Origin of the sequence: Caulobacter sp. (assembly GCF_017744445.1) — a bacterium.
Taxonomy (GTDB): Bacteria; Pseudomonadota; Alphaproteobacteria; order Caulobacterales; family Caulobacteraceae; genus Caulobacter.
Genome location: NZ_JAGIBH010000003.1, coordinates 113,590 through 133,912, shown reverse-complemented (window position 1 = coordinate 133,912; position 20,323 = coordinate 113,590). Strand labels below are relative to the sequence as shown.

At 66.8% G+C, this 20,323-nt stretch carries 23 protein-coding genes; 17 read left to right on the top strand and 6 right to left on the bottom strand.

The window, feature by feature from the left end; translation table 11 throughout:
- Window positions 1–40: 40 nt before the first annotated feature.
- A complete protein-coding gene (locus J7528_RS05785) occupies window positions 41–502 on the bottom strand; it encodes a MarR family transcriptional regulator (RefSeq protein WP_291871991.1) in 462 nt (153 codons plus the stop codon).
- 65 nt (window positions 503–567) lie between these two features.
- On the opposite strand from J7528_RS05785, the gene J7528_RS05780 reads away from it, so the two are divergent.
- Window positions 568–1,299: a thioredoxin family protein gene (locus J7528_RS05780; protein ID WP_291871990.1), complete on the top strand. Its 732-nt coding sequence runs from the start codon at window positions 568–570 to the stop codon at window positions 1,297–1,299.
- Between the two features lie 62 nt (window positions 1,300–1,361).
- Window positions 1,362–2,108, top strand: a complete 747-nt coding sequence (locus tag J7528_RS05775; RefSeq protein WP_291871989.1) for a VOC family protein — start codon at window positions 1,362–1,364, stop codon at window positions 2,106–2,108.
- Here the strand turns inward: J7528_RS05775 and mtgA are convergent.
- Window positions 2,105–2,782, bottom strand: coding sequence for a monofunctional biosynthetic peptidoglycan transglycosylase (mtgA, locus tag J7528_RS05770; protein ID WP_291871988.1), 678 nt, complete (start codon window positions 2,780–2,782; stop codon window positions 2,105–2,107). The genes J7528_RS05775 and mtgA overlap by 4 nt on opposite strands.
- 107 nt (window positions 2,783–2,889) lie before the next feature.
- Here mtgA and J7528_RS05765 point away from each other — a divergent pair, with 107 nt between their 5' ends.
- Window positions 2,890–3,552, top strand: coding sequence for a nitroreductase (locus tag J7528_RS05765; RefSeq protein ID WP_291871987.1), 663 nt, complete (start codon window positions 2,890–2,892; stop codon window positions 3,550–3,552).
- Window positions 3,553–3,698: 146 nt separating this feature from the next.
- Here the strand turns inward: J7528_RS05765 and J7528_RS05760 are convergent, their stop codons facing one another.
- Window positions 3,699–4,730, bottom strand: coding sequence for a WD40 repeat domain-containing protein (locus J7528_RS05760; RefSeq protein WP_291871986.1), 1,032 nt, complete (start codon window positions 4,728–4,730; stop codon window positions 3,699–3,701).
- A gap of 262 nt (window positions 4,731–4,992) precedes the next feature.
- Here J7528_RS05760 and J7528_RS05755 point away from each other — a divergent pair, with 262 nt between their 5' ends.
- Window positions 4,993–5,439 carry a biopolymer transporter ExbD gene (locus J7528_RS05755; RefSeq protein ID WP_291871985.1) on the top strand — a complete coding sequence of 149 codons (447 nt, stop codon included), beginning with the start codon at window positions 4,993–4,995 and terminating at the stop codon, window positions 5,437–5,439.
- A 140-nt stretch (window positions 5,440–5,579) separates the two neighbouring features.
- Window positions 5,580–6,014, top strand: a complete 435-nt coding sequence (locus J7528_RS05750) for a biopolymer transporter ExbD (protein WP_291871984.1) — start codon at window positions 5,580–5,582, stop codon at window positions 6,012–6,014.
- Window positions 6,015–6,190: 176 nt separating this feature from the next.
- Here J7528_RS05750 and J7528_RS05745 read toward each other — a convergent pair whose 3' ends face one another.
- Window positions 6,191–7,243, bottom strand: a complete 1,053-nt coding sequence (locus J7528_RS05745; protein ID WP_291871983.1) for a GTP-binding protein — start codon at window positions 7,241–7,243, stop codon at window positions 6,191–6,193.
- 39 nt (window positions 7,244–7,282) lie between these two features.
- Entirely contained in the window at window positions 7,283–7,912 is a 630-nt protein-coding gene (locus tag J7528_RS05740; protein WP_291871982.1) for a hypothetical protein, read from the bottom strand.
- Window positions 7,913–8,116: 204 nt separating this feature from the next.
- On the opposite strand from J7528_RS05740, the gene rplU reads away from it, so the two are divergent.
- The 3 genes from rplU (at window position 8,117) to J7528_RS05725 (ending at window position 9,717) form a co-directional block, all read left to right on the top strand.
- The gene (gene rplU, locus J7528_RS05735; RefSeq protein ID WP_291871981.1) at window positions 8,117–8,692 is read left to right on the top strand and encodes a 50S ribosomal protein L21; all 576 of its coding nucleotides are present in this window, start codon (window positions 8,117–8,119) and stop codon (window positions 8,690–8,692) included.
- A 30-nt stretch (window positions 8,693–8,722) separates the two neighbouring features.
- Window positions 8,723–8,992: a 50S ribosomal protein L27 gene (gene rpmA / locus J7528_RS05730; protein ID WP_291871980.1), complete on the top strand. Its 270-nt coding sequence runs from the start codon at window positions 8,723–8,725 to the stop codon at window positions 8,990–8,992.
- Window positions 8,993–9,183: 191 nt separating this feature from the next.
- Window positions 9,184–9,717 (top strand): GNAT family N-acetyltransferase, encoded by a 534-nt coding sequence (locus J7528_RS05725; RefSeq protein WP_291871979.1) that lies wholly within the window; start codon window positions 9,184–9,186, stop codon window positions 9,715–9,717.
- A gap of 13 nt (window positions 9,718–9,730) precedes the next feature.
- Here J7528_RS05725 and J7528_RS05720 read toward each other — a convergent pair whose 3' ends face one another.
- Window positions 9,731–10,690: a hypothetical protein gene (locus J7528_RS05720; RefSeq protein ID WP_291871978.1), complete on the bottom strand. Its 960-nt coding sequence runs from the start codon at window positions 10,688–10,690 to the stop codon at window positions 9,731–9,733.
- A 217-nt stretch (window positions 10,691–10,907) separates the two neighbouring features.
- On the opposite strand from J7528_RS05720, the gene obgE reads away from it, so the two are divergent.
- The 9 genes from obgE to J7528_RS05675 all read left to right on the top strand — a co-directional run bounded on the left by obgE (window position 10,908) and on the right by J7528_RS05675 (window position 20,191).
- Window positions 10,908–11,972: a GTPase ObgE gene (obgE, locus tag J7528_RS05715; protein WP_291871977.1), complete on the top strand. Its 1,065-nt coding sequence runs from the start codon at window positions 10,908–10,910 to the stop codon at window positions 11,970–11,972.
- On the top strand, window positions 11,969–13,099 hold the full coding sequence (gene proB / locus J7528_RS05710) for a glutamate 5-kinase (protein WP_291871976.1): 1,131 nt from the start codon (window positions 11,969–11,971) through the stop codon (window positions 13,097–13,099). The genes obgE and proB overlap by 4 nt, the downstream gene beginning before the upstream one ends.
- Before the next feature lie 209 nt (window positions 13,100–13,308).
- Entirely contained in the window at window positions 13,309–14,838 is a 1,530-nt protein-coding gene (locus tag J7528_RS05705; protein ID WP_291871975.1) for a UbiD family decarboxylase, read from the top strand.
- 28 nt (window positions 14,839–14,866) lie between these two features.
- Window positions 14,867–15,433, top strand: a complete 567-nt coding sequence (locus J7528_RS05700) for a hypothetical protein (RefSeq protein WP_291871974.1) — start codon at window positions 14,867–14,869, stop codon at window positions 15,431–15,433.
- Window positions 15,434–15,517: 84 nt separating this feature from the next.
- Window positions 15,518–17,299: a M14 family metallopeptidase gene (locus J7528_RS05695; protein WP_291871973.1), complete on the top strand. Its 1,782-nt coding sequence runs from the start codon at window positions 15,518–15,520 to the stop codon at window positions 17,297–17,299.
- An 87-nt stretch (window positions 17,300–17,386) separates the two neighbouring features.
- Window positions 17,387–17,788, top strand: a complete 402-nt coding sequence (locus J7528_RS05690; RefSeq protein WP_291871972.1) for an MAPEG family protein — start codon at window positions 17,387–17,389, stop codon at window positions 17,786–17,788.
- Between the two features lie 38 nt (window positions 17,789–17,826).
- Entirely contained in the window at window positions 17,827–19,158 is a 1,332-nt protein-coding gene (locus J7528_RS05685; RefSeq protein WP_291871971.1) for a TldD/PmbA family protein, read from the top strand.
- A complete protein-coding gene (locus tag J7528_RS05680; RefSeq protein WP_291871970.1) occupies window positions 19,155–19,934 on the top strand; it encodes a 3'(2'),5'-bisphosphate nucleotidase CysQ in 780 nt (259 codons plus the stop codon). Before J7528_RS05685 ends, J7528_RS05680 begins: the two co-directional genes overlap by 4 nt.
- Window positions 19,935–19,954: 20 nt before the next feature.
- Window positions 19,955–20,191 (top strand): DUF4170 domain-containing protein, encoded by a 237-nt coding sequence (locus J7528_RS05675; RefSeq protein WP_291871969.1) that lies wholly within the window; start codon window positions 19,955–19,957, stop codon window positions 20,189–20,191.
- Window positions 20,192–20,323: the final 132 nt, after the last annotated feature.

Below are 20,323 nucleotides of genomic sequence, written 5' to 3'. Positions count from 1 at the left end.
TCCCGTACGGCCGCAGGCCGATCCGGGATGACGAAAAGGATTAGGCCAGCTTTCTCAAACCGGTCCGCAAGGCATCGCTGCCCCCATCCAGTTCAACATCCAGATCCCCGTGCTCGCGCGTCCAGATCGGCACGGCCCGGGCCAGCACGGCTCGCCCGGCGTCGGTCAGGCTCAGCACACGACCACGCCGGTCCTTGGGGTCGGGTTCGATCAGCAGCAGCCCCCGCCGCAGCAGCGGCTTCAGCGCCGCCGTCAGAGTGGTGCGGTCCATGGCCAAGAGGTTGGCCACCCCGCCCATCCCCGCCGGCTCGGGCCGGTTCAGCGACATCAGCAGCGAGAACTGCCCATTGGTCAGCCCCACCGGCCGCAGCGCCTCATCGAAGCGGCGAGCCAGGGCGCGGGCGGCGCGCTGGACATGCAGGCACAGGCAGGTGTCGCGGACATGGATCGTCGTCGCGTACGGGACGCTCGTGTCGACGGGAATCACGGCCGGCTTTGACATGCCAAATTTATGTTGATATCAACCTTATCAGTCAAGCCAAAACCGTTCAGCTTACGGAGGACGCGATGTCGCACGCCGTGGTGTCTCAAGAGGAGTGGCTGGAAGCACGCCGCGCCCTGCTGATCAAGGAAAAGGCCCACACCCGCGCGCTGGACGCCCTGAACCTCGAGCGCCTGGCCCTGCCCTGGGTCAAGCTGACCAAGGACTATGTGTTCGACACCGACGTCGGGCCGAAGACTCTGGCCCAGCTGTTCGACGGCCGCAGCCAGCTGATGGTCTATCACTTCATGTTCGGACCGGAGTGGGAGGCGGGTTGCCCCGGCTGCTCGTTCCTGGCCGATCACCTGGACGGCACGCTGCCGCACCTCAACAACCACGACGTCACCCTGATCGCCGCCTCACGCGCGCCGCTTGACAAGATCACCGCCTATAAGCGCCGCATGGGCTGGCATTTTCCGTGGGCGTCGGCGGCCGATAGCGACTTCAATCACGACTTCCGCGTCTCGTTCACGGCCCAGGAGTTGGCCGGCGAGACGGTGAACTACGGCTATGTCGATATCCCCGTCGCCCAGGCCCATGACGAGCTGCCGGGCCTGTCGGCCTTCTATCGCGACGAGGCCGGCCAGGTGTTCCACACCTATTCGACCTATGCCCGCGGGGCCGAGGACCTGCTGGGCACGATGATGATCCTCGACCGCGCCCCGCTGGGCCGCAACGAGGAAGGCGACATGGATTTCATCCGTCGCCACGACGAGTACGAAGCCGCGCCCAAATCGAGCTGCTGCGGCGCCGCCTGATGATCCGATCCTGAAGCGCCCTCGTCGAGGCGCTGCCCTCCCCGCCGTTGAAGGAGCCTCCAATGGCCAACGATTTCTGCTGGTTCGAGCTGGTCACCACCGACACCAAGGCGGCCGGCGACTTCTACAAGGCCGTGATCGGCTGGACGTCCGAGATGTCGTCGGGACCGGCCGGCCCCTACACGATCTTCAAGGCCCCGGGCGATATCCATGTCGGCGGCATGCTGGAGATGCAGGGCATGCCGCCTGGCTGGATAGGCTACATCGCCGTTGATGACGTCGACGCCTTCGCGGACAAGGTCGAGGCCGCCGGCGGCCAGGTCCACAAAGCCCCGCAGGACATCCCCGACGTCGGCCGCTTCGCGGTCGTGGCCGATCCGCAGGGCGCGATGTTCGTGCTGTTCAAGGACACCTCGACCATGCCGCCGCCGCGCCCCGAACCGATGTCGCCAGGCTCCCTGGCCTGGGCCGAGCTGCACGCGACCGACTGGGAGACGGCCTTCGCGTTCTATGCCGGCCAGTTCGGCTGGAAGAAGCACGACGCCGTCGACATGGGCGAGATGGGGACCTACCAGACCGTCGGCCTGGACCAGGCCTTCGCCGGCCTGTTCACCAATCCCGACCTGCCGAACGGCCCCTACTGGCTCTATTATTTCGGCGTCGACGGCGTGGATTCCGCGGTCGAGCGGGTAAAGGCCAACGGCGGCGAGATCCTGATGGGCCCGATGGAGGTCCCAGGCGGCGCGTTTGTTGTCAACGCCAAGGACCCGCAGGGCGGCTACTTCGCTTTCTTGGGGATGCGTGGTTAGCCCACGCACTCGGCCAGGCCGGTGCGGCGCACCGCGCCCGAGGCCTTGCCGATCTTCTGGGTGCGACGGGCCACGTACTTGCCGGGCTTGATCACCTTCCACTTCAGAGGGCTGGGCAGGATGGCCGCCAGGCGCGAGGCCTGGGCCTGGGTCAGCTGGTCGGCGTCGACGCCGAAATAGCGCTGGGCGGCGGCCTGGGCGCCATAGATGCCCGAGCCGAACTCGATGGAGTTCAGATAGACCTCCATGATCCGCTCCTTGCCCCACAGCACCTCGATCAGCACCGTGAACCAGGCCTCCAGGCCCTTGCGGATGTAGCTGCGGCCCGGCCACAGAAAGACGTTCTTGGCCGTCTGCTGGCTGATCGTGGAGCCGCCACGGATCTTCTTGCCGGCCTCGTTATTGGCATAGGCCTTCTGCAGGGCGTTGAAGTCGAAGCCGTGGTGCTCGCAGAACCGGGAGTCCTCGGCCGCGATCAGCGCGCGTGGCAGGGCCGGGGCGACCTTGTCGATCGAGCGCCAGCGATGGTCCAGCCCGCGCCCCTCGACCGCCCGGATCACCATCAGCGGCGTCACCGGCGGCGGAATGAAGCGATACAGGATGACCGTCACCACCGGCCCGGCCACCAGCACGATGAACAGAGCCAGCGCGATGTTCCGCAAAAGCCGACGCACGTATGAAGTCCCCGAAGTCCTACTTGTCTTTACCCGACGGACGGATGCTAGCCAGAGGAACCGTCGCTGTCGCGATAGATAGATACACGGGATTAAGGGAGCCTTCGATGGACGTGATCGACGCCGTCAGCCGCCGCATGTCGGTGCGCGCCTTCAAGCCCGATCCGGTCGACGGCGCGCTGGTCCGCGAGCTGTTGGAGGCCGCGTCCCGCGCCCCGTCCGGCGGCAATCTTCAGCCTTGGCGGGTGCAAGCCATCGCCGGCGAGCCTCTGGAAAAGCTGAAGGCGACCATGCTGGCCCGCGTCGCCGCGCCCGACCCCACCGAGTACGACGTCTATCCGGCCAACCTGTGGGAGCCGCTGCGCAGCCGCCGCTTCCAGGTCGGCGAGGACATGTACGGCGCTCTGGGCATCCCGCGCGAGGACAAGCTGCAACGCCTGCAGTGGTTCTCGACCAACGGCCAGGGCTTCGGGGCGCCAGTGCAGCTGTTCTTCTCGATCGACCGTCGTTGCGGCCCGCCGCAGTGGAGCGACGTCGGCATGCTGATGCAGACCTTCATGCTGCTGGCCATCGAGCGGGGCCTGGACACCTGCCCGCAGGAGTTCTGGTCGCACTACAACAAGATCGTCGACGACCATGTCGGCCTGCCCGAGGGCCATATGCTGTTCTCCGGCATGGCCCTGGGCTATCGCGACGAGGCCGCGCCGGTGAACAACTTCCGCTCCCAGCGCGCCCCGTTCGAGGAATGGGCCGAGCTGAAGGGGTTCTGATCCCCCACTTCCGTTTCCCCGGCGAAAGCCGGGGCCCAGATCCCAGAGCGCTGGGGATGATGGGAGGAGCGCAGCGTCCTTGGCGGACACCCCGGCGCCTTTCCATCTAGGTCCCGGCTTTCGCCGGGAAGAACGGATTTGGTGGATTACCCCGCGAACTCGCGCGGCCCGCTGATGTCCGGGATCGCGACGACGCCGGCTTCGCCGCTTTCGTCGCCCCAGGCCAGCCACTTGCCGTCGGCGCTGGTCGACAGGGCGCTGATCGACGCGCCCTTTTCGGCCTTCACCGTCTCGATGCGGCCGTTGCGCATGTGCGCGATCCAGATCTTGCCGTTGTCCTGGGCGGCGATGCAGACCGGTTGGACGTCGACCCCCGCCACGCGGACGACCATCGAATCACGCGAGAAGCCGATCTCGGCGGCTTCCTTGCCCATCGGGCCGTTGGCGCCGGCGAACGGCCAGATGACCGCGCCCGAGGCGCCGGCCGTGGCCAGCAGGTTGCCCTTGTCGAAGAAGGCCACGCTCTTGATCTTGGACGGGTAGCCGCCCATCCGCATGTCCTTGCTGTCCGACAGCCGCCAGCCGTGCAGCTGGTTTTCCTGCATCGACGAGATCAGAAACTTGCCGTCCGGGCTGAATTCCACGGCGATGTGGCTGCCGGCCCACTTGAGCAAGCTGGGCTTCTGGTCGGCGATGCGGGCGTACCACAGATAGGCCCCGCCATAGGTGGCGCTGGCCAGGCGACGGCCCTTCGGCTCGAAGGCCAGGCCCGACACCGTCTTCTCGTGTGTAAAGGTCCGGGTGAAGGCCGGGTCGGCGGCGTCGCGGACATGGACCTCCTTGCCGGCGGTGAAGGCGATCAGGCCCGAGGCGGCGCTGGTCGCCACGTGCTCGATCCACTTGTTCTTCACCTCGGCGATCAGCGAGGCGACGACCTCACCGCCCTCGATTCGGCTCCAGACCACCTTGCCGTCGTCGCCGCCGGTGATGACGCCATTGCCGCTGGGATGGACAGCCGAGGCCAGCACGGCGCCGCCCATCGGGCCGCCATGGGCCTCGACCGTGACGAATCCCTCCTGCGTCTGGAGGCGGACGGTGCCGTCGCCCAGGGCGAACATGGCGCGGCCGGAGCGGTCGAACAGGGCGTCGGTGACGAAGGCGTCGAAAGAAAAGATCATGCGCGCGAGATAAGGCGCCGACCGCCTGACGACCAGACTCTTTCATAAAGGCGCTCGAACGGGCGCAATTCGCGTCTCGAGCGAAGCCGCCCCCAGAAAGCTGCACGTTCGAACAGCGTTCGACCAAAAAGAGTCAAAAGGGGGTTGCTATTGCGATGCGTCGTCGGGCTTTACTTCCGCGCCCGTCTGCGCCAGACGTGGCGAGGTAACGACATTTCAGGCGCGCCCTGTGCGGCGCGGCCTTCTGGGAGACAGTCAGGCTATGGCGGCTAAACTTGCTGGCGGCGGCGGTGGCCGTTATTCGCTGGGCCAGAATTCCGAAATCAACGTCACGCCCTTCGTGGACATTCTGCTGGTTCTGCTGATCATCTTCATGGTCGCCGTGCCGATGGCCGTGACCTCGATCAAGATCGACCTGCCGCCGGCGGTCCCGAACCAAACGAACGAGAAGCCGAAGGAACCGGTCTTCATCTCGATCCAGAAGTCGGGCGCGATCTTCATCGCCGACAAGCAAACCAGCCTCGACGGCCTGGAAGCTGACCTGAACGCCAAGTTCGCCGCGACCGGCCAAGCCGGCCCGAAGGACGATCAGCGCGTCATGATCCGCGCCGACGCCGACGTGCTGTACGCCGACTTCATGGGCGTGCTGAACCAACTGCAGACCGCTGGCTGGTTCAAGGTCGGCCTGATCAACGAAGACCTGCACTAAGCAGCTTCGGCGATCGCCAAGAAAATCAGGGGGCCGGGCGGAAACGTCCGGCCCCTTTTTCGTGCCCCGATTTCCGGACTTTACAATTGTAGAAACAAGCGCAATCTACATCTGTAACTTCATCATGGGAAGGGAAGCACATGGCGGCGAAACTTTCGGGCGGCGGCGGGCGCTATGCGATCCGCCAGAACGCGGACATCAACGTCACGCCCTTCGTGGACATCCTGATGGTGCTGCTGGTGATCTTCATGGTCGCCGTGCCGACGGCTGTGACCTCGATCAAGCTGGACCTGCCGCAAGCCTCCAGCCAGGCGACGCCGCTCAAGCCCGTGGCCATCGCGATTCAGAACTCCGGCGCGCTGTTCCTGTCGGGCCAGGCGACCCGGCTGGACACCTTGGCCAGCGATCTTAGCGCCAGCTTCAAGGCCAACGGCCAGGCCGGCGCGCGCGGCGACCAGCGGGTGATGATCAGCGCCCAGGCCGACGTGCCCTATGAGGCCCTGATGGGCGTCATCAACGTGGTCCATCGCAACGGCTGGACCAAGGTCGGCATCGTCAACGAAGACCTGCACTAGCCCTCTTCTCCCCTTGCGGGAGAAGGTGTCGGCGAAGCCGACGGATGAGGGGTCGCACAAACGAACCGCCGCGACTAGCCGGAAGGCCGGTCGCGGCGGCTTCTGTTTTCAACCCCTAACCCGACCCGCTACGCGAGCCACCCTCTCCCGCAAGGGGAGAGGGAAACGGGCGCCCACTAAGCCGCCGTCGCCTCGAAGCCGGCCTTCAGCTCGGCCTCGTCCAGGTCGCGGCCGATGAAGACCATGCGGCTGTAGCGCTTGTCCTTGTCGGTCCACTCGCGCTGGAAGTCGCCTTCCAGGATCATGTGGACGGCCTGGAAGACGAGGCGCTTGTTCTCGCCCTTCACGTCGATGATGCCCTTGGCGCGCAGGATGTCGGGACCGCGCTTGGCCAGCAGGTCATTGAGCCAGGCGGTGATCTTCTGGCCGTCGACGGGCTTGTCCAGCGTCAGGGAGATGCCCTTCACGCCGTCGTCGTGGATCGCGCTGGCGTGGCCGTGGTCATGCCCGTGACCGTGGTGGTGATGGTCATGAACGCAGTGCTCGTCGTGCACGTGACCGGCCTCGCCGTGGGCCGGGTTCAGGAACGACGGCTCCAGCTCGGTGATCCGCTCCAGGTCGAAGCTGTGCTTGCCCAGGATGGCGTCCAGCGGAACGTTCGAACGCTGGGCGCGGTGGATTGGCGCCAGCGGATTGATGCGGCGGATGCGCGACTCGACGTGGCGCAGGTCGTCTTCCGAGACCAGGTCGGTCTTGTTCAGCACGATCTGGTCGGCGAAGGCGATCTGCTCGACGGCTTCCTTGCTGTCGGACAGGCGCAGCATGATGTGCTTGGCGTCGACCACGGCGGTGACCGAATCCAGCGCCGTACGGGCCTTGACGTCATCATCGACGAAGAAGGTCTGGGCCACCGGGCCCGGATCGGCCAGGCCCGTGGTTTCGACGATGATGGCGTCGAAGCCGCCCTTGCGCTTCATCAGGCCTTGCAGGACGCGGATCAGGTCGCCGCGCACCGTGCAGCAGACGCAGCCGTTGTTCATCTCGAACACTTCCTCGTCCGCGCCGACCACCAGGTCGTTGTCGATGCCGACCTCGCCGAACTCGTTGACGATCACGGCGTAGCGCTTGCCGTGCTCCTCGGTGAGGATGCGGTTGAGCAGCGTGGTCTTGCCGGCGCCGAGATAGCCGGTGAGGACGGTGACGGGGATCTTCGAGGAAGCTTGGGTCATGGCCGCTATTTAGGAGGCCAGGACGCGGAGCGAAAGCGTCTACGTTTTGAAGAAAGCGACGGCCAGGCCGACCACGATCAGGGCGACGCCCAGGATGGTCTCCTCGTAGCGCTCGACCCATTGCAGGCCCAGGCGCTTGAAGCCGGCCAGCGACAGGCTGGTGAAGATCAGCATGCCGGCCGAGGTGGCGGCCATCAGCACCCCGCTCAGCACCAGGAAGGCCTGCCAGCCGTGCTGCATGCCGGCCAGATAATAGGGCAGGAACGCCTCGCAGGGCGACAGCGTCAGCAGGGTGACCAGGGCGATGATCGCGGCGCGGTCCGAGGCATAGGCCCGGCGGCCCGCCTCCGGCACAGCGTGGTTGTGGCGGCCGCGCGCTATATAGAAGAGACCGACGGCGACCATCAAGCCGCCGACCACCCAGTGGAACAGCCCGCCCAGCTTGGGCTCCAGCGCCAGGCCCGCGACGACCAAGGCCAGGCCCAGGGCGATCGTCAGGCCCACATGGCCCAGGCCCGCCAGCAGGGTGACGCCCAGAGTGCGGCCCGTGGACCACTTCTGGGCGCGACCGACCAGCACGAACGGCAGCCAGTGCGTGGGCAGGGCCGCGTGCAGGAAGGCCACGGCGAAGCCCGTGACGGCAATAGAGGTGAAGAAGGTCGAGTTCACGTCACGGCATATAGCGCGTTATAAAGTAACAACCCAGGGGGTTCCGACGATCTTGTCGTGTTTCCTTCGCAACGGCCGTGGAATCCTCGGGGACGGCGTTGACTCTCGGGCCTGCGGCTGTATAAGTCGCGCCCTCTTCGCCCGCCGGGTTCCCGAGCGGGCGATCCCTATTTTGCGAACGCACGTTTTTAAGGCGCTAAACCTATGTACGCGGTGATCAAAACCGGCGGCAAGCAGTACCGGGTTCAAGCCGGCGACCTGCTGGTTGTCGAAAAGCTCGAAGGTGAACCCGGCGCTGCCGTGGCCTTTGGTGAAGTCCTGATGCTTGGCGAAGGCGAGGCCGTGACGGTCGGCGCCCCCACCGTGGACGGCGCTGTCGTCTCCGGCACCCTGATCGAAACCCGCAAGGGTGAGAAGGTGAAGATCTTCAAGAAGATCCGCCGTCAGGGCTACCGCCGCACCCGCGGTCACCGTCAGTTGGAAACCGTCGTGCGCGTCACGTCGGTCGCCGGTGGCGGCAAGGAAGCCAAGTGGGAAGGTTCGATCGACCTGACCCCGAAGGTCATCCTGGACGCCCGCGCTCGCGGCCTCGGCGACGCCGCCGTGCCGTTCTCGGTTCCGGCCGCCGTCGAAGCGACCCCGGTCGTGAAGAAGGCTTCGAAGGCCAGCCCGAAGGTTGAAGCCGCCGTCGTCGAGCACGCCGACCCGGTCGCCGAAGCCCCGAAGAAGAAGGCCGCCCCTAAGAAGGCTGCCGCCAAGACGGAGGAAGGCGAAGCCTAAGGGCGACGCCTTCTAAGGTAGGAGAGCACAATGGCTCACAAGAAATCTGGCGGCTCGTCGAGCAACGGTCGCGACTCAGAATCGAAGCGCCTTGGCGTGAAGAAGTTCGGCGGCGAGAAGGTTCTCGCCGGCAACATCCTCGTGCGTCAGCGCGGCACGAAGTTCTATCCGGGCGCCAATGTCGGCATCGGCAAGGACCACACCCTGTTCGCGCTCGTCCAAGGCGCCGTGGGCTTCGTGACCAAGAAGCATAACCGCACGTACGTGACGGTGACTCCGGCCGCTCAACCGGCCGAGTAAGCACGAACCAGAGTTCATTCGGATCGTGCTTCTTACCAAGAAGACGATCCGGACAGACGATCTCTAGCGGGGAGTCCGGAACGCCGGGCTCCCCGCTTTTGTTTTGTCTCGCCGCCAAATGAAACGAGCTTCGCCATGGCGGCGTCACGGTTCCCCATCAAACGAGGGGCCGAGAACTCTGGGAGGCGCCGATGTGCGTCATCGAAGAAAGACCCGTCATCGACACCCAGCGGCTGACGCTGCGTGTTCCGGCCCAGGCCGATGTCGAACGCGTGGCGGCCTTCTGCGTCGACCATGACATCGCGCGCATGACCACGCGCATGCCCTCGCCCTATACTCGCGATCACGCCGAGGACTTCGTCGCCCGCTGTGGCACGCAGGACCGCGCGCGCGACAACACCTTCGCCATCGAGCTGGCGGGCGAAGGCCTGATCGGCGTGATCGGGATGTTCACGACCGCCGACGGCCAGGTCGAGCTGGGCTACTGGATCGGCCGCCCCTACTGGGGTCGCGGCTACGCCACCGAGGCGACCCGGGGCGCGCTGGACTGGGCGCGGGGGCGCTGGAAGAAGCGCTACGTCACCGCCGGCCACTTCGCCGACAACGACGCCTCGGGCCGGGTGCTGGTCAAGGCCGGGTTCCTGTACACGGGCGTCGTGGAGCACAAGCCGTCGATCGCGCGCGGCGAACCGGCGGCGACGCGAATGATGGTGTGGCTGGCCTGACGCTCTAGAGCGCTTAAGCCGCCCGGTGCGTGTGGATCACCTTCTGCGGACCTTCGCGGAAGCGCTTTTCGGCGACGATGATCCGCTCGCACAGGGCGTCCAGGTCGCTCAGCAGCGAGTAGGTGGCGTAGATGGGGATCTCCATCAGCGCGACCTGGGCCCGCGGCATGAACTCCGTGTACTTCTTCCAAGACACGTGATTGTCGCGGGCGGCCATGGCCCGCTGACCCAGCGGATTCCACAGGTCCAGGTCCATCAGCTCATCGCGGCACTGCTTCATGACCGGCAGGGCGATGTAGAGGAACAGGAAGGTCGGGGTCGCGGCGCGGCCGAACTGCGGCTGCACCTGCAGGTGCCAGATGCGGTAGGCCTCGAAGAAGCCCGCCTTCTTGGCCGGATCCGGCGGCAGCCAGGTGGCCTGGTCGTTGATCAGCTCGTTGACGACGGCCGAACGCTTGACGAGCTCGTCAGCGCTGGTGCCGGCCGGCATGGTCTTGGACAGGGCCGCGACCGGAATAGCCAACTTCTTGGCGACGTCGGTATAGGCCACGTGCTTGCCGGCCATCGGCGTGAACTGGCCAAATGACGGGGCGTTCGGGGCGCTGGCGCGCTTCTGGGCGGCGGCCTGGTGCATCAGCAGCTGTTCTTCACGCTGCTTTTCCGCGCGCAGGCGGTCGAATTCGGCTTCGTGAGCGGCCTGCTCTTCGGCGGTCATCCAGCGGGCCCGGCCCGGACCGTAGGTGCGCTCGTAGCGATTCAGCAGCACAAGGGTGTGTTCGGTGGACGGCTTGACGCCGACCTCGGCGATGAACGTCTTGAAGTCCCGCCATTGCGGCGCGATGCCGGTTCCCCGCGCAATCAACATGTTGCGATGGACGGACGCCTCGGCGCTATACTTACGGTGAAGCTCCTGCGTCGACAAATCGCGCAGATCCCCCGTCAGTATCGCCTTGCTGTCTTCTGCCGTAGACAAGGTCAGCCTCCCACTCCGCCGAGAGAAACGACGGTTACGCTGCCAAGACACTTTGTCGCATTGCGTGTTTTAACATTTCGTCACGACGACGAACAGCAGTCACGCTTTTCCTCGCGGCCAAGCGTCACAGTTCGAAGGACCGGTCTGCTTGCCGTAACGTAAGGATGTGAGGCCGTTTTGGCTCGACGCGCGGGATGCCTTGGGACTAAAGAGCGCCATGAAATTCTTGGACCAATGCAAGATCTACATCCGCTCGGGTAACGGCGGCGGCGGGTCGGTGTCGTTCCGCCGCGAGAAGTACATCGAGTACGGCGGCCCGGACGGCGGCGACGGCGGCCGCGGCGGCGACGTGTGGATCGAGGCCGTCGAAGGCCTTAACACTCTGATCGACTACCGCTACCAGCAGCACTTCAAGGCCGGCACGGGCGTGCACGGCATGGGTCGCGCGCGCCACGGCGCCGCTGGCGAGGACGTGCTGCTGAAGGTTCCGGTGGGCACCGAGATCCTTGAAGAAGACAAGGAAACCCTGATCGCCGACCTGGACCACGCGGGCGCGCGCCTGTTGCTGGCCAAGGGCGGCAACGGCGGCTGGGGCAACCTGCACTTCAAGGGCCCGGTGAACCAGGCCCCGAAATACGCCAATCCTGGCCAGGAAGGCGAAGAGCGCTGGATCTGGATGCGGCTGAAGCTGATCGCCGACGTCGGCCTGGTCGGCCTGCCCAATGCGGGCAAGTCGACCTTCCTGGCCGCCGCCAGCGCCGCCAAGCCCAAGATCGCCGACTATCCCTTCACCACCCTGACCCCGAACCTGGGCGTCGTGGACCTGTCCAGCAGCGAGCGTTTCGTGCTGGCCGACATTCCCGGCCTGATCGAGGGCGCGTCGGAAGGCGCAGGGCTTGGCACCCGTTTCCTGGGCCACGTCGAACGCTCGGCGGTGCTGATCCACCTGGTCGACGCCACCCAGGACGACATCGCCGGCGCCTGGACCACGATCCGCGGCGAGCTGGAAGCCTATGGCGACGAGCTGGCCGACAAGTCCGAGATCCTGGCGCTGAACAAGATCGACGCTCTCGACGAGGAAACCCTCGCCGAGAAGATCGCCGAGCTGGAAGCCGTGGCCGGCGTCAAGCCGCGCCTGGTGTCTGGCGTCTCGGGCCAGGGCGTCACCGAACTGCTGCGCGCGGCCTACCGCCAGGTGCGCATCCGTCGTGGCGACCTCGAGGACGAGATCGACGAGGACGAAGATCACATCGACGAAACCCCCGGGGGCTGGACGCCGTGAGCCACGCTGCCGGGGCGTTTGGTAACGCCCGTCGCATCGTCTTCAAGGTCGGTTCGGCCCTGCTGGTCGACGCCGAGACGGGCCGCGCCAACCGGGCCTGGCTGGAAGCCTTCTGCGCCGACGCCGCCGCCCTGCGCGACGCCGGCAAGCAGGTGCTGGTGGTCTCGTCGGGCGCCGTCGCGCTTGGACGGCGTCGCCTGGGCCTGGTCGGCCGCAAGACGACCCTGCCGGAAAAGCAGGCCGCCGCGGCCGCTGGCCAGAGCCTGCTCATGCACGCCTGGGAAGAAGCCTTCGAACCGCACGGCGTCGGCGTCGCCCAGATCCTGCTGACCCGCGACGACACCGAGATGCGCCGCCGCTGGCTGAACGCCCGCGCTACGACCGAGACCCTGATGGGCCTGGGCGTGGTGCCGGTGGTCAACGAGAACGACACCGTCGTCACCGAAGAGATCCGCTACGGCGACAACGACCGCCTGGCCGCCCGCGTGGCCCAGATGGCCGGCGCCGACCTGCTGGTGCTGCTGTCGGACATCGACGGCCTCTACACCGCCGACCCGCGCAAGAACCCGAACGCCGCGCACATCCCGCTGGTTAGCGAGATCACGCCCGAGATCGCCGGCATGGCCGAGGGCGCCAATGCCGCCGCCGGCGTCGGCACCGGCGGCATGGCCACCAAGATCGCCGCCGCCCGCATCGCCCGCGCCGCCGGTTGCGCCACCCTGATCACCCTGGGCTCGCGCCCGCGTCCGCTGGCCGCCATCGCCGACGGCGAGAAGGCGACCCTGATCGAAGCCGGCGCCTCGCCTGCCGCCGCCTACAAGGCCTGGATCGCCGGCTCGCTGGCCCCGCAAGGCTGGGTGACCGTCGACGCCGGCGCCGCCAAGGCCCTCGCTTCCGGCAAGAGCCTGCTGTCGGCCGGCGTTCGCGCCATCGAGGGGCCGTTCGAGAAGGGCGACGCCGTCCGGGTCCGCGACGAGACCGGCGCCGAAGTCGCCCGGGGTCTCGTCCGCTACGACAGCGCCGACGCCCAGCGCATCGCCGGCCTGCGCTCCGACGCCATCGAGGCCGAGCTGGGCTTCACTGAAGGCCCGATGATCCACGCGGATGATCTTGCGGTTTCGGCTTAACCCAAACCCCGTCTCCCCGGAGAAAGCCGGGGCCCAGATCGAACCCACGAGCGCCTGCGATCCTGACAGGGCGCTTCGGCGCGAACACCCCAGCCTCTCCGGATGAATCTGGGCCCCGGCTTTCGCCGGGAAACGGAGGTGGAGTGGGCAAAAACCGATTCAGTTCTCTCCCGGCCCGGTCTAGGTTCCGCGCGTTCTCAGGAGTCCCCATGGCCTACCGATCCTTGCGCGAATTCATCGACGTCCTGGAGGCCAAGGGCGAGCTGGTCCGGGTCAAGGAACCGGTCTCCAGCGTGCTGGAAATGACCGAGATCCAGACGCGCCTCTTGGCCACCGGCGGCCCGGCGGTGCTGTTCGAGCATGTGCTGCTGCCGGACGGCTCGCGTTCGGAGATGCCGGCGCTCGCCAATCTGTTCGGCACGGTCAAGCGCATGGCCATGGGCGTGACCCTGGGCGGCGAGCCGCGCGAGACGGCGGGTGAGTTGCGTGAGGTCGGCGAACTGCTGGCCTTCCTGCGCCAACCCCAGCCGCCGAAGGGCCTGAAGGACGCCATCGACATGCTGCCCCTGGCCAAGACGGTCATGAGCATGCGCCCCGGCACGGTGAAGAAGGCCCCCGTGCAGGAGGTCGTCCTGACCGGCGACCAGATCGATCTCTCCAAACTGCCGGTCCAGACCTGCTGGCCGGGCGAGCCCGCGCCGCTGATCACCTGGCCCCTCGTCGTGACCAAGGGTCCGGGCAAGGACCGCGAGGACGACTTCAACCTCGGCATCTACCGCATGCAGGTGCTGTCCAAGGACAAGTGCATCATGCGCTGGCTGGCCCATCGCGGCGGCGCGCAGCACTACGCCCGCCACAAGAAGGCCGGCAATAAGGATCCCCTGCCCGCCTGCGCCGTGCTGGGCGCGGACCCCGGCACCATCCTGGCCGCCGTGACGCCGGTTCCGGACACTCTGTCGGAATACCAGTTCGCCGGCCTGCTGCGCGGCGCCAAGGTCGATCTCGTCCCCGCCAAGACCGTGCCGCTGATGGTCCCGGCCCATGCCGAGATCGTCATCGAGGGCCACGTCCTGCTGGACGAGCATGCCGATGAAGGCCCCTACGGCGACCACACCGGCTACTACAACAGCGTCGAGAAGTTCCCGGTCTTCCAGGTGACGGCGATCACCATGCGCAAGGACCCGATCTATCTGACCACCTTCACCGGCCGTCCGCCGGACGAGCCCTCGGTGCTGGGCGAGGCGCTGAACGAGGTGTTCATCCCGCTGATCCGCCAGCAGTTCCCCGAGATCGTCGACTTCTGGCTGCCGCCCGAGGGCTGCAGCTACCGCATCGCCGTGGTCTCGATGAAGAAGGCCTATCCCGGCCACGCCAAGCGCGTGATGCTGGGCGTGTGGAGCTATCTGCGCCAGTTCATGTACACCAAGTGGGTGATCGTCGTGGACCACGACATCAACGCCCGCGACTGGAAGGACGTGATGTGGGCGATCAGCACCAAGATGGATCCCGCCCGGGACATCACGGTGATCGAGCACACCCCGATCGACTATCTGGATTTCGCCAGCCCCGAGAGCGGCCTGGGCTCCAAGATCGGCCTCGACGCCACCGACAAGTGGCCGCCCGAAACCAAGCGCGAATGGGGCGAGGAGATCCGCATGGATCAATCGGTGGTCGAAGCCGTCACCGAAAAGTGGGCCCGCCTGGGTTTGCCGGGAGACGGAACGCCGATCTGGAAGTAGCGTCCTCTGAGTCGGAGCTGGGGGGCTTATGGACGCGATCGAGATCTACTTCGGCGCCTATGGCGCGTTGTTGGCGTTGGCTGTCGCGACGCTGATGTCGTCCGTCGTACGGATCATCCGGAACCGCTCGGCGGTGCGCGTGGGTCTGCTAACGCCGCTGCTGATGCTGTTGATCCTATTGGACCTGTGCAGCCTAATAAACAGCGCCTCACGCCTGATGGGACTGGCCGACCTCAACCTGGCGCTGGTGACCGTCGGCATGTCCGCAGCGGGGCTTTACTTCATCATCGCGGCCATGGCGGCCCCGGACGATTTCGCTACGTGGCCCGATCTCAACGCCTACTACGACAAGCACAAGCGCGTCCTGATCGGCGGCCTGCTGGCTGGCAGCCTCCTGGGTTTCGAAGTCAACAGCGTGCTAGTCAAGGGCTTCACCGAGACCCTTCACACGCGCTGGATGGGCCTGCACGTCGCGTTGTTTCTAGCCTTCTACCTGCTGATGGTCGCGCTGCTGGTCGTCCGGAACCGCATTGCCAATCTCGTCATGCTGTCGGTGTTGAACGCGATCTTCCTGGTGGTGATGCTGACCTTCTAGGCGCCCCCTTGCCAGGGGCGTCGCGAGGCGCGACGACAGCGGCGGCACGTCGCCTTCGCCCTGCTTGCCCTGGGAGCTCCCGCCATGTCGCAGACCACTAAAGCCCCCTCTTCCAAGGGGCCATGGGACGAAGCCTTCCTGCCGCCAGCCCCGCACTGGCAGGGCGCCAGCCAGGCCCTAATCCGCGACACGTCCGATCCGTGGGTCACGCCGTTCGAGGCCGACCCCGAGCACGACTTCTCGCCGACCTATGTCGATACCCGCGCCTGGTTCGACCGGCTGGAGGCGGCGTCCAAGCTGGTCCGCGTCGAGGACTTCGGGGTCTCGCCCCAGGGCCGCGAGATCTTCGCGGTGATCGCGTCGAAAGACGGCGAGACGCTGGACCCGAAAAAGCCCCTGCTGCTGGTCCAGTGCGGCATCCACCCCGGCGAGATCGACGGCAAGGACGCCGGGATGATGCTGCTGCGGGACATGGCGTTTCACGGCAAGGACGGGCTGCTGGACAAGGTCAACCTGGTCCTGCTGCCGATCCTGTCGGTCGATGGCCACGAGCGCTCGGGTCCCTACTCCCGTCCCAACCAGCGCGGGCCGCGCATCCAGGGCTGGCGCAACACCGCGACCAACCAGAACCTCAATCGCGACTTCATGAAACTGGACCAGCCGGAGATGCAGGCCCTGAAGCGCCTGCAGGCCAAGTACAAGGCCGATCTCTATGTTGACGTCCACGTCACCGACGGCCTCGACTACCAGTACGACGTCACCTACGGCTTCAATGGCGAGAACGGCGTCTGGTGTCGCTCCCCCGCCATCGCCAAGTGGCTGGACGAGGTGCTGAAGCCGGCCATGAACGCCAGCCTGGAGGCCGAGGGCCACATTCCGGGCGAGCTGGTGTTCGGCATCGACGACCAGAACCCCAAGGCCGGCTTCAATGACGGCGGCTTAGGGGAGCGCTTCTCGAACGGTTGGGGCGCGGCGGCCCATGTCCCGACCATCCTGATCGAGAACCATAGCCTCAAGCCGCACGTCCAGCGCGTGCTGGGGACCTATGTCTTCATCGAGACGGCCCTGAAGCTGCTGGCCGACAAGGGTGGCGACCTGCGGACCGCCATCGCCGCCGACAACGCCCTGCGCCCGACCGAGGTGCTGGCCAACTTCGTCAGCGACCCGACGCCGGCCTATACCCGCGCCTTCAAGGGCATCCGCTACGAGTACTATGACAGCCCCGCCTCGGGCCGGCAGGAGGTGCGCTGGTTGGGCGAGGCCGATCCGGAGCTGTGGCAAGTCCCGTTCTACGGCTCCAAGCCGTCGCTGAGCCTGAAGCGCCCTGTCGCCTACTACGTCCCAAGCTACCGGGCCGACCTGATCGAGCGGCTGAAGCTGCACGGCGTGCAGCTGGAGACCCTGAAGGCCGACCAGACCGTCGAGGTCGAGATGATCCGCCTGGTCGATCCCAAGCTGGCCGACCGCGCCAACGAGGGCCACGTGCAGATCAGCGTCGAGACGGTCACCACCGAGACCCGCGCCTGGACCTTCCCCAAGGGTTCGGTCCGCGTCCCGACCGACCAGCCGCTGGGCGACCTGGTCGTGCTGCTGCTGGAGCCGCAATCCAGCGAGAGCGTCTTTGCCTGGGGCATGGTCCCCGAGGTGCTCAGCCGGGTCGAATATATCGAACCCTACTGCATCGCCCCGCTGGCCGAGAAGATGATGGCGGCCGATCCTGCGCTGAAGGCCGAATTCGAGGCCAAGCTGGCCGCCGAGCCCGCTTTCGCCGCCGATCCCGACGCCCGCCTGGCCTGGTTCTACGAACGCACGCCCTTCTACGACGACCACTATCTGCTGTACCCGATCGCCCGCGAAGTCGCCTGAAAGGCGGGTCGGCTTGCCGACCGTCCCCGGAAAGTCTCATATAGCGGCCACGCTCGGGGGCGGGCGGCGTGCTAGGGTTTGAGTTTGATGGATACGATTGCTTCGGGTCACGCGGCCGCGCTTTGGGCCGGCCTGCACCTTTTCCTGCTGCTGATCCTGTCGCTGCTGGTCGTGCGCCTGCGCCAGAAGCACAAGGTGGCGCTGGGTGACGAAGGCATCCCGGAGCTGGCCCGCGCCATCCGCGCCTTCGGCAACGCCACCGAATATGTCCCGACGGGCGTGGCGTCGCTGGCCGTACTGGCTGTGGCCGGCGCCTCGCCGCTGACCGTCCATGTCGTCGGCTTCGTGCTGTTCGCCGGCCGCGCCATCCATGCGTTTGGCCTGTCCACCAACGGCGGCGCGTCGATCGGGCGCTCCATCGGCATGGTCGCCACCTGGCTCGCCTACATCTTCGCGGGCGTGGCGCTGCTGCTCTCGGCCATCGGGTAGCGCTTGCCCCTGCGGGGGAGCGTCGTCCATAAGACGGCATGGACGATAATCTGCTGCATGACGTGGTCGCCGCCGCGCGCAAGGCCGGGGCGGACGCCGCCGAGGCTGTCTTCGCCGAGCGCCAATCCCTTTCCGTCTCGGTTCGCCTGGGCGAGCTGGAAGAAGTCGAGCGCGAGGAGGCCCGCGATCTGGGCCTGCGCGTCTTCATCGGTCAGCGCAGCGCCACCGTCTCCGGCTCCGACATCTCGGCCGAGGCCCGCGCCAAGCTGATCGAGCGCGCCGTGGCCATGGCCCGCCTGGCCCCGGAAGATCCTTACGCCAGCCTGGCCCAGCACGACCGCCTGGCCAAGGGCCCCTATCCCGAGCTCGACCTGATCGACGCCTACGAGCCGAACGCCGAGACGCTGGAGACCCAGGCCCGGATCGCCGAGGCGCACGCCCGCGAGGTCCAGGGCGTGACCAATTCCGACGGCGGCTCGGCCACCTGGTCCTCGTCGAAGTGGGCGCTGGTCACCACCGCCGGCTTCCACGGCACACACGCGGCCACCGGCCACTCGATCTCGGCCTCGGCCATCGCCGGCGAGGGCGCGGGCATGGAACGCGGCGGCGAAGGCCGCTCGACCCGCCACTTCGGCGATCTGCCGGCCGCCGGCGACATCGGCATGGAGGCCGGCCGCCAGGCGGTGGCGCGCCTGAACCCGCGCAAGATCGCCTCGACCACCGCCCCGGTGATCTTCGAGAACCGCCTGGCCATGAGCCTGATCGGCCCGCTGCTGGGCGCGATCTCGGGCCCGTCGATCGCGCGCGGCACCTCGTTCCTGAAGGACAAGCTGGGCCAGCAGATCTTCGCCAAGGGCGTCAACCTGACCGAGGACCCGCATCGCGTACGCGGCCTGGGCTCGGCGCCGTTCGACGACGAGGGCGTGGCCACCCACGTGCGCAGCCTGATCGACGATGGCGTGCTGACCACCTGGCTCTTGAACACCAGCTCGGCCAAGCAGCTGGGCCTGGTGACCACCGGCCACGCCTCGCGCGGCCTGGCGGGTCCCTCGGGCGTCTCGACCCACAACCTGACGCTCCAGCCGGGCGCCCAGGACCTAGCGGGCCTGATGAAGGACGCCGGCACGGGCCTCTTGGTCACCTCGATGTTCGGCCCCTCGCTGAACGGCAATACCGGCGACTGGTCGGTGGGCTGCTCGGGCGTCTGGTTCGAGAATGGCGAGAGCACCGGCCCGGTCACCGAGATCACCGTGGCCGGCAACCTGATCGACATCTACGCCCGCCTGGTCCCCGGCTCTGACCTCGAATTCCGGGGCGCCAGCAACAGTCCGTCGATCCTGGTCGACGCCCTGGCGATCGCGGGCAAATGAACGACCTGGACCTGATCCTTCAAGCCGCCCAGGAAGCCGGCGAGCTGGCGCTCGCTGCGCGCGAAGAAGGTTTGAAGATCTGGTCCAAAGAGGGCGGCTCGCCGGTCACCGACGCCGACCTGGCCGTCGACACCCTGCTGAAGACGCAGCTGACCGCCGAGCGTCCCGACTATGGTTGGCTTTCGGAAGAGACCGCCGACGATCCGGCCCGCCTGACCACGCGCCGCCAGTTCGTGGTCGACCCGATCGACGGCACCGTGGCCTTCATGAAGAACAAGCCGTGGTTCGCGGTCTCGATCGCCGTGGTCGAGAACGGCCAGCCGATCGCCGGCGTCGTCCATGCCCCGGCGCTCAACGAGACCTACGCCGCCACGGTCGACGGTCCGGCCACGCTGAACGGCCAGCCGATCGCACCCAGCGCCACGGCCGAGCTTTTCGGCGCGGCCATGCTGGGCGACGCCAAGATGTTCGCCCACCCGGCCTGGCGCGAGCCCTGGCCCGAGATGCGCATCGAGAGCCGCAACTCCATCGCCTATCGCATGTGCCTGGTCGCGGCCGGGACCTTCGACGCCGCTATCGCCCTGTCGCCCAAAAGCGAGTGGGACCTGGCCGCCGCCGACCTGATCTGCCGCCGCGCCGGCGCCTGGCTCAGCGACCACAAAGGCCGCGATTTCGCCTATAATCGCCCCGTTCCGCTGGTTCCGAGCCTGGTTTGCGCCAATAAGGCGCTGGCCCCATTGATCCTGTCACGCGTCGGGCATATCGAGCTGCCATAAACATAATTCCTCGCAGGAACATGCTCCAAATGGTCGATAAGCAGCTTCTTCATATCGTGGTCGGTGGCGAACTGAAGGATGTCGCCGGCATTGAATTCCGCGACCTGAGCAAGGTCGAGTTCGTCGGCGCCTATCCCAGCTACGAAGACGCCCACAAGGCCTGGAAGGCCAAGGCCCAGGCGACGGTGGACAACGCGCACGCGCGGTATTTCATCATCCACGCGCACAAGCTGCTGGATCCGTCGAGCGAGGGCTAAGGGTTGAAGGGGGCCGGGTCACTGGCCCCCACCTGACCTGCTGCGCAGGTCGTCCGCCCCCGGAGGGGGCGGAAGGTGCGCCACGATCCTTCTTCCCCCTCCGGGGGAGGAGCGCGAAGCGCGGAGGGGGCA